Raw genomic sequence first — 6,365 nt, forward strand, 5'->3', positions numbered from 1 at the left:
GCACCATCCTCGGCGTCCCCGGCGTCCGCGAGGCGGTCGCCGCCACCGCGGCCCCGGTGGTGGGCCTCTCCCCCATCGTCGGCGACACCCACGTCCGCGGCATGGCCCACCAGATGCTGACCGCGATCGGCGTGGAGGTCACCGCCGGCGCGGTCGCCCGCCACTACGGCAGCCGGCGGGACGGCGGCGTGCTCGACGCCTGGTTGGTCGACACCCGCGACGCCCACCACGTCGCCGGGGTGCGCGAGGCCGGCATCGCCTGCGAGGCGGTTCCGCTCATGATGAGCGACGACGACGCGACCGCCGCCATGGCAGCGGCCGCCGTCGGGCTCGTCCGGTGAGCCGCCTGGAGGTCACCGCTCCGGACGGCCTCCCGGAGATCACCGTCGACAGCGACCTCGCGCGCGTGGTCGCGGCCGCCACCGAGCTCGCCGACGGCGACATCGTCGTGGTCACCAGCAAGGTCGTCAGCAAGGCCGAGGGCCGGGTCCGGGCCGGCGACCGTGCCGCGGCGCTCGCCGAGGAGACGGTGCGGGTCGTCGCCACCCGAGGTCCCACGCTGATCGTCCGCAACCGGCTCGGCCTGACCATGGCCGCCGCCGGTGTCGACGCCTCCAACGTCCCACTGGGGCAGGTCGCCCTGCTGCCCCTCGACCCGGACGCCAGCGCGCGGGCGCTGCGCGAGGCGCTGCTCGAGCTCGCCGGCGCCAACGTGGGGGTGGTCGTCACCGACACCGCCGGACGCGCGTGGCGCGAGGGCCAGACCGACATCGCGATCGGCGCGGCAGGGCTGGTCGTGGCCGAGGACTTCGGCGGGCGCGAGGACCCCTACGGCAACCCGCTCGCGGTGACCCTGCCCGCGGTCGCCGACGAGATCGCGGGCGCGGCCGAGCTCGCCCAGGGCAAGCTCGCGGGCCGTCCCGTGGCCGTCGTCCGGGGCCGCGCCGACCTGGTGCTCGGGGCCGGCGAGCACGGCACGGGCGCCGCCCGCCTGGTGCGCCCCGAGGGCGGGGACCTCTTCGGGTACGGCGCCCGCGAGGCCGTCGTCCGCGCCCTCACCGGTCGCCCGGAGGACCGGCTCCCGTTCGGCGACCCCGTCCCGGTCCACGAGCTGGCCGGCGCACTCGCCCGCGTCGTCGGCGACGCCACTCCCGCGCCGGGGACGGACGCGCAGGACACCGGGCCCGTCCCCCTCAGGCTCCCGGGCACCGCCGAGCGGCACGCCGTGGCCGCGGTCTGCTTCGCCCACGGGTGGGCCGTCGACGACTGGGAGACCGGTGGATCCGACGTGGTGGCCACCGTGTCACCCGTCACTCCGTAGACTCTGCCCGCGACACCCGCCGGAGCACGCTGAACCGTGCCCCGGTGCGGGCCCTGCCCCCCACCCGAGAGACCCCAGCACCGTGGCCAAGAAGGACAGGACCGACCGTCAGGCGGTCATCGACTCCATCCGCAAGAAGCAGGCCGGCGCCGAGAAGCGCCGCGGCTTCGCCCTCGTGGGGGCCTGCATCCTGGTGGCGCTGATCATCATCGGTGCGGCGGCGTACAAGCCGGTCAAGGACTGGTGGGACCTGCGGTCCTTCGAGTCGGAGTCGATCGATGCCATCGGCGCCCCGGCGTCGGACTGCGGCGAGATCACCACCAAGAAGGCCTCCGGCAGCCAGGACCACGTCGAGCCGGGCACCCCGCTGCAGTTCGAGGACTCGCCTCCCGCGTTCGGCCAGCACTACAACGTGTGGGACAGCATCAGCCGCAAGCTCTACAGCGCCTCCGACCGCCCCGACGTCGGCGAGCTGGTCCACAACCTGGAGCACGGCTACACGGTGCTCTGGTACGACCAGACCGTCGCCGACAGCGAGGCGATGATGGACGACCTGCGCGGCATCGCCTCCAAGAAGTCCAGCACCACCAACCTGCGCGACAAGTTCAAGGCCGTGCCGTGGACCGACGAGGACGGCGACCCGTTCCCGTCCGGCCAGCACGTGGCCATGACCCACTGGTCCGTCGGCGGCGTCGACGCGGGCCAGGGGGGCGAGCAGGTGGGCGTCTTCCAGTACTGCTCGGCACCGAGCGGCGAGGCGCTCGACGAGTTCATGAAGAAGTACCCCTACATGGACTCCCCGGAGCCGACCGTCCTCTGACGGACCGCTCCCCTCAGGTCAGACCGACGTGGCCGTCCTCCTTGAGGGCGGCCACGATCGATTTCACGTCCTGCGCGCGCGCCCGGGTGGTGACCAGCAGGGCGTCCCCGGTGTCCACGACCACCACGTCGTCGAGGCCGATCACCGCCACCACGCGGTCTCCGGCGGGCACGACGAGCCCCGTGCTGTCGATCGCCCTGACGCGGTCCCGGTCGCCCAGCACGACGAGGCCGTCGTCCGCGTCCGGGAGCAGGGGGAGCAGCGAGGCGAAGTCACCGACGTCGTCCCAGCCGAACCGCCCCGGCACCACGGCCACGCGCCCTGCAGCGGCCGCAGGCTCGGCCACGGCGTGGTCCACCGCGATCCGCGGCAGCGACTCCCAGGACCCGTCGAGCGTCGTGGGGTCGGCCGCGATCGCCCGGAGCGCGGCCGCGAAGGCCGGGTCCTCCTCTGCCAGCAGGTCGAGCAGCACCGTCGGACGGACGACGAACATGCCGGCGTTCCACCGGTAGCCGCGCTCGACGTACTGGGCCGCCACCTCGGCGTCCGGCTTCTCCACGAACTCGCGGACCACCCGCGCGCCCGGTACGCCGGGAAGCTCCTCACCCGCGCTGATGTAGCCGAAGCCGGTCGCGGGGTGCGTGGGCTCGATGCCGATCGTCACCAACCAGCCGGCGCGGGCCGCCTCGACGGCACGTCCGACCACCGCACGGAAGCCCTCGGGGTCGGTGATCACGTGGTCGGCGGCGAAGGATCCCATGACCGCCTTGGGGTCCCGGCGCTCGAGCAGCGCGGCGGCGAGCCCGATGGCGGCCATCGAGTCGCGGGCCGACGGCTCGGCCAGCACCGCCTCGTCGGGCACGTCGAGCTGGTCGAGCACCGCCGCGCGGTGCGCGCGACCGGTGACCACGAGGAACCGGTCCCCCGCGAGAGGCGCGAGGCGGTCGTGGGTGGCCTGGAGCAGCGTGCGTCCGGACCCCGTCAGGTCGTGCAGGAACTTGGGCGAGGAGGCCCGGGACAGCGGCCACAGGCGGGTGCCGGCACCGCCGGCCGGGACGACGGCCCAGAAGTGGTCGAGCGGGGTGGTCGACGGCTGGCTCGTCAGGTCAGTCATGGGGCGGAGGCTATGCCACCGACGCCGGGGCCCCTCTCCCTAGGGTGGAGCGCATGACCACCTTCGACGCCGTCCTGCGGACCCAGCTGCGCCACGAGCCGGGCCGACCACTGGTGACCTGGTACGACCAGGCGTCCGGCGAGCGGGTCGAGCTGTCGGTCACGACGTACGCCAACTGGGTGGCCAAGGCCGCCGGCCTGCTGGTGGAGGAGGGCGACCTCGAGCGCGGGATGCGGCTGCGCATCGACCTGCCGACGCACTGGCTCGCGCCGGTGTTCCTGGGCGCCGCCTGGACGGTCGGTCTGGTCGTCACCTCCGCGGAGGACCCCGACGCGGTGGTCTGCGGTCCCGACACCCTCGGGGCGTGGGTGGACCGCGGGGACGACCTCGTCGTGCTGGCGTGCAGCCTGCTGCCCTTCGGCGTCCGCTTCGCCGAGGCGGTCCCGGCCGGCGTGCACGACGTGGGCCTGGAGATCTGGTCCCAGCCCGACGCCTTCACGCCGTGGGACCCGCCCACCGGGGCCGACGCCGCCACCGACGGCGACTACGGCGACCACACCCAGGGGGCGCTCATGGAGGCGGCCGCCGCCGGGAGTCTCCTCACCGACGGCGGCCGTCTCCTCTCGGTCGCGAATCCGGCTTCCCCACCGGGGATCGCCACCTTCACCGAGCCGCTCGTACGCGGCGGCTCGCTGGTCCTCGTCCGGCACCCGGACCCTGCGCTGCTCGACGCGACGTACGCCGCCGAGCGCGCCACCCACCGGGCCGGACAGCCGGGGGCCTAGCCCGCCAGGTCGAAGGCCTCCATCCCGCTTCCGAGGAAGCGCGGAGGAGCGACCTTGCCGCTCGTGCCCGTGTAGAGGTAGACGTCGCCCGTGCCGCTGCGGCGCACGATGTAGTCGCCGCGCCCCTTGGCCCTGATGTCGCTGACGCCGAAGACCCAGTCGTAGCCCGAGAGGTCGCTGGGCAGCCCGGCCTGGCTGATCTGGCGCCCCGCCACCTGCTGGCCGGACATGATGCCGCTGCCCGTGCCGGCGTAGACCATGAGCTTGCCGTTCGTCGGGGTGCCGAGCAGGTCGGGGAACCCGTCACCGGTGACGTCGCCGGCCGGGACGAGGGAGATGCCCGCGAACCCGTTGCCGATCGCGAGGGGGGCGCTCAGCTGACCGGCGCCGTTGCCGCGGTACAGCGAGAGGACGCCGTCGGAGCCGCGCGAGATCACGTCTCCCGCGCCGTCACCGTTCCAGTCGCCGGCGTTGAGCACCCGGTCGGCGCCGGCGAAGGAGACACCGGTGTCGATCGGGGCACCGAGGTCGAAGGTGCCACGGTTGGCGATCACGACCAGGGCGTTGTCCTTGACGCCGACCAGGTCGGGTGCCGCGTCGCCCACGAGGTTGCCCGCGCCGGTCATCGACCGCAGCGAGCGGACGTTGGTGGCCGGGCCGACCGGTGTGCCGAACGAGCCGTCGCCGTGCGAGGGGAGGATGAAGACCGCTCCCTTGCTGCGACGGGCGACAAGGTCGAGACGTCCGTCGCCGTTGAAGTCCGCGCCGCTGGTGATGCGGTTGTAGACCCGCCAGGAGCCGGGGACCGCGGTCCGCGCCCCGAAGCGTCCGTCGCCCTTGCCCTTGAGCAGGGTCAGGCCCTTGCCGCTGCGGAGGAGCAGGTCGATGTTGCCGTCGCCGTTCTGGTCTCCGGCACCGATCAGCTGCACCGCGGTGCCCATGCCCTTGCCGAGCACGACCCGCTTGAAGCCACCGCGTCCGGCACCGAGCAGGGCCACGAGCCGGCCCTTGTGGCGGGCGACGAGGTCGTTGCGACCGTCCTTGTCCAGGTCTCCGACCGCGGTCATCAGGGTGTGGCCGCGGGTGGCCTTGATGACCTTGGAGGTGGCCTTGAAGGCGCCGTTGCCCTTGCCCGGACGGATCCGGAGCACGCCCTGCCTGCTGGTGGACACCAGGTCGATCACGCCGTCGCCGGTGACGTCCGGGGTGACCAGCACGTCCTGCTTGTCCTTCCAGCCCTTGGTGGAGACGGTCGTCGCCTTGGCGAACGCGGTGAGGCCACCGGTGGGGACGATGAAGCCGCGCCCGTCACCGGCGCGCCGGACCACGAGGTCCGGGTAGGCCGCGCCCACCAGGTTGGACTGCGGGGCGGGGTCGCCGATCGTCACGGTCGTGGGGGCCGGCGGGGCCGGGGGCGGCGGCGGGACCGGCGTCCCACCCGCGGCGGCGTACGCCCGGATGGCGGGGATCTTGGCGTAGAGGTACTTGCCGGGGCAGGCGGTCGACCCGGCGTCGCGGTGGCCGTTGATGGCCGCGAAGGTCGTGCGGCCGACCTGCTGGGACATGGAGGCCGGGTTGACCCCGCTCATGCCGAGCTTCCACGCGAACAGCGAGCCGTAGGCCTGGAGCATCACCTCGGGCGGCTGGACGACGTCGAAGTTGCCGATCGCCGACATGGCGAACGCGTAGTCGTTGTAGCCGAGGGTGTGCGCGCCGACGACGGGCTTGTCGATCCCGCCGTAGCGGCCCTCCCAGATCCGGCCGAACCGGTCGACGAGGAAGTTGTAGCCGATGTCGCTCCAGCCGCGGGACTTCACGTGGTAGGCGTAGATGCTGCGGATGATGCCCGGCACCTGCGCCTCGGTGTAGTCGTTGGCGTTGACCGTGTGGTGCACGAAACCGGCGCTGATGGAGCCGTAGCGCAGCGCGCTCTTGTTGCGGATCGACTCGTCCGCGCCCCACTGGGCGCGGCTGAAGATGGTCGGCTGGGCCGCCTTGCGGGCGGCCTGGAGCTCGATGTCCCCGTCCGTGCCGCTCTGCGTGGAGGCCGGTGTGCCGGCGTCGCGCTCCWCGTAGTCGTCGTCGTACGACGTGTCGCCGGCGGCAGGCTCCTCGGTCTCGGTCGCGTCGGCCCGGCCGGGCTCGACGACGGCCATCGACAGGTCGTCGGGAAGGGTGTCGGTGGCCCGGGCCCTGATCTGGACGGCGTCGACGTCGCCCACGATGAGGGGGTCGGTGCCCGGGCGGGAGGTGGCCGCGTCGGGGCTGTCCGCGTCGGGAGYGTGGTCGTCGTGGTACTCCAGGTCGGCCCAGTCGCTCCAGGTG

5 protein-coding genes and 1 pseudogene are annotated in these 6,365 nt (G+C 73.5%); 4 read left to right on the forward strand and 2 right to left on the reverse strand.

The genetic code is table 11. The annotated features are described in order from the left end of the window. From ACXJKL_RS11415 to ACXJKL_RS11425, 3 genes and pseudogenes are all read left to right on the forward strand, one after another. Nucleotides 1–341 (forward strand): annotated as a pseudogene (locus ACXJKL_RS11415) (2-phospho-L-lactate transferase); the annotation flags it as partial. Beyond that, entirely contained in the window at nt 338–1,321 is a 984-nt protein-coding gene (cofE, locus tag ACXJKL_RS11420) for a coenzyme F420-0:L-glutamate ligase (protein ID WP_457207166.1), read from the forward strand. The pseudogene ACXJKL_RS11415 and the gene cofE, both read left to right, overlap by 4 nt. An 82-nt stretch (nt 1,322–1,403) precedes the next feature. Next, nucleotides 1,404–2,141 carry a DUF3105 domain-containing protein gene (locus tag ACXJKL_RS11425; RefSeq protein WP_457207167.1) on the forward strand — a complete coding sequence of 246 codons (738 nt, stop codon included), beginning with the start codon at nt 1,404–1,406 and terminating at the stop codon, nt 2,139–2,141. Nucleotides 2,142–2,154: 13 nt separating this feature from the next. On the opposite strand, the gene ACXJKL_RS11430 is transcribed toward ACXJKL_RS11425, so the two are convergent. Continuing rightward, on the reverse strand, nt 2,155–3,255 hold the full coding sequence (locus tag ACXJKL_RS11430) for a mannose-1-phosphate guanylyltransferase (protein ID WP_457207168.1): 1,101 nt from the start codon (nt 3,253–3,255) through the stop codon (nt 2,155–2,157). Nucleotides 3,256–3,308: 53 nt separating this feature from the next. On the opposite strand from ACXJKL_RS11430, the gene ACXJKL_RS11435 reads away from it, so the two are divergent. Further along, nucleotides 3,309–4,040: a TIGR03089 family protein gene (locus ACXJKL_RS11435; protein ID WP_457207169.1), complete on the forward strand. Its 732-nt coding sequence runs from the start codon at nt 3,309–3,311 to the stop codon at nt 4,038–4,040. Here the strand turns inward: ACXJKL_RS11435 and ACXJKL_RS11440 are convergent. Next, nucleotides 4,037–6,365 (reverse strand): FG-GAP-like repeat-containing protein (locus tag ACXJKL_RS11440; RefSeq protein ID WP_457207170.1); only part of this gene is annotated, 2,329 nt, incomplete at its 5' end. The two genes, ACXJKL_RS11435 and ACXJKL_RS11440, sit on opposite strands and share 4 nt — an antisense overlap.

This window comes from Nocardioides sp. P5_C9_2 (genome assembly GCF_054049555.1).

What these genes read in the sequence shown, in the direction of transcription:
- ACXJKL_RS11430 (WP_457207168.1), bottom strand. Translation starts at nt 3,255, where the DNA reads ATGACTGACCTGACGAGCCAGCCGTCGACCACCCCGCTCGACCACTTC.
- ACXJKL_RS11435 (WP_457207169.1), top strand. Translation starts at nt 3,309, where the DNA reads ATGACCACCTTCGACGCCGTCCTGCGGACCCAGCTGCGCCACGAGCCG.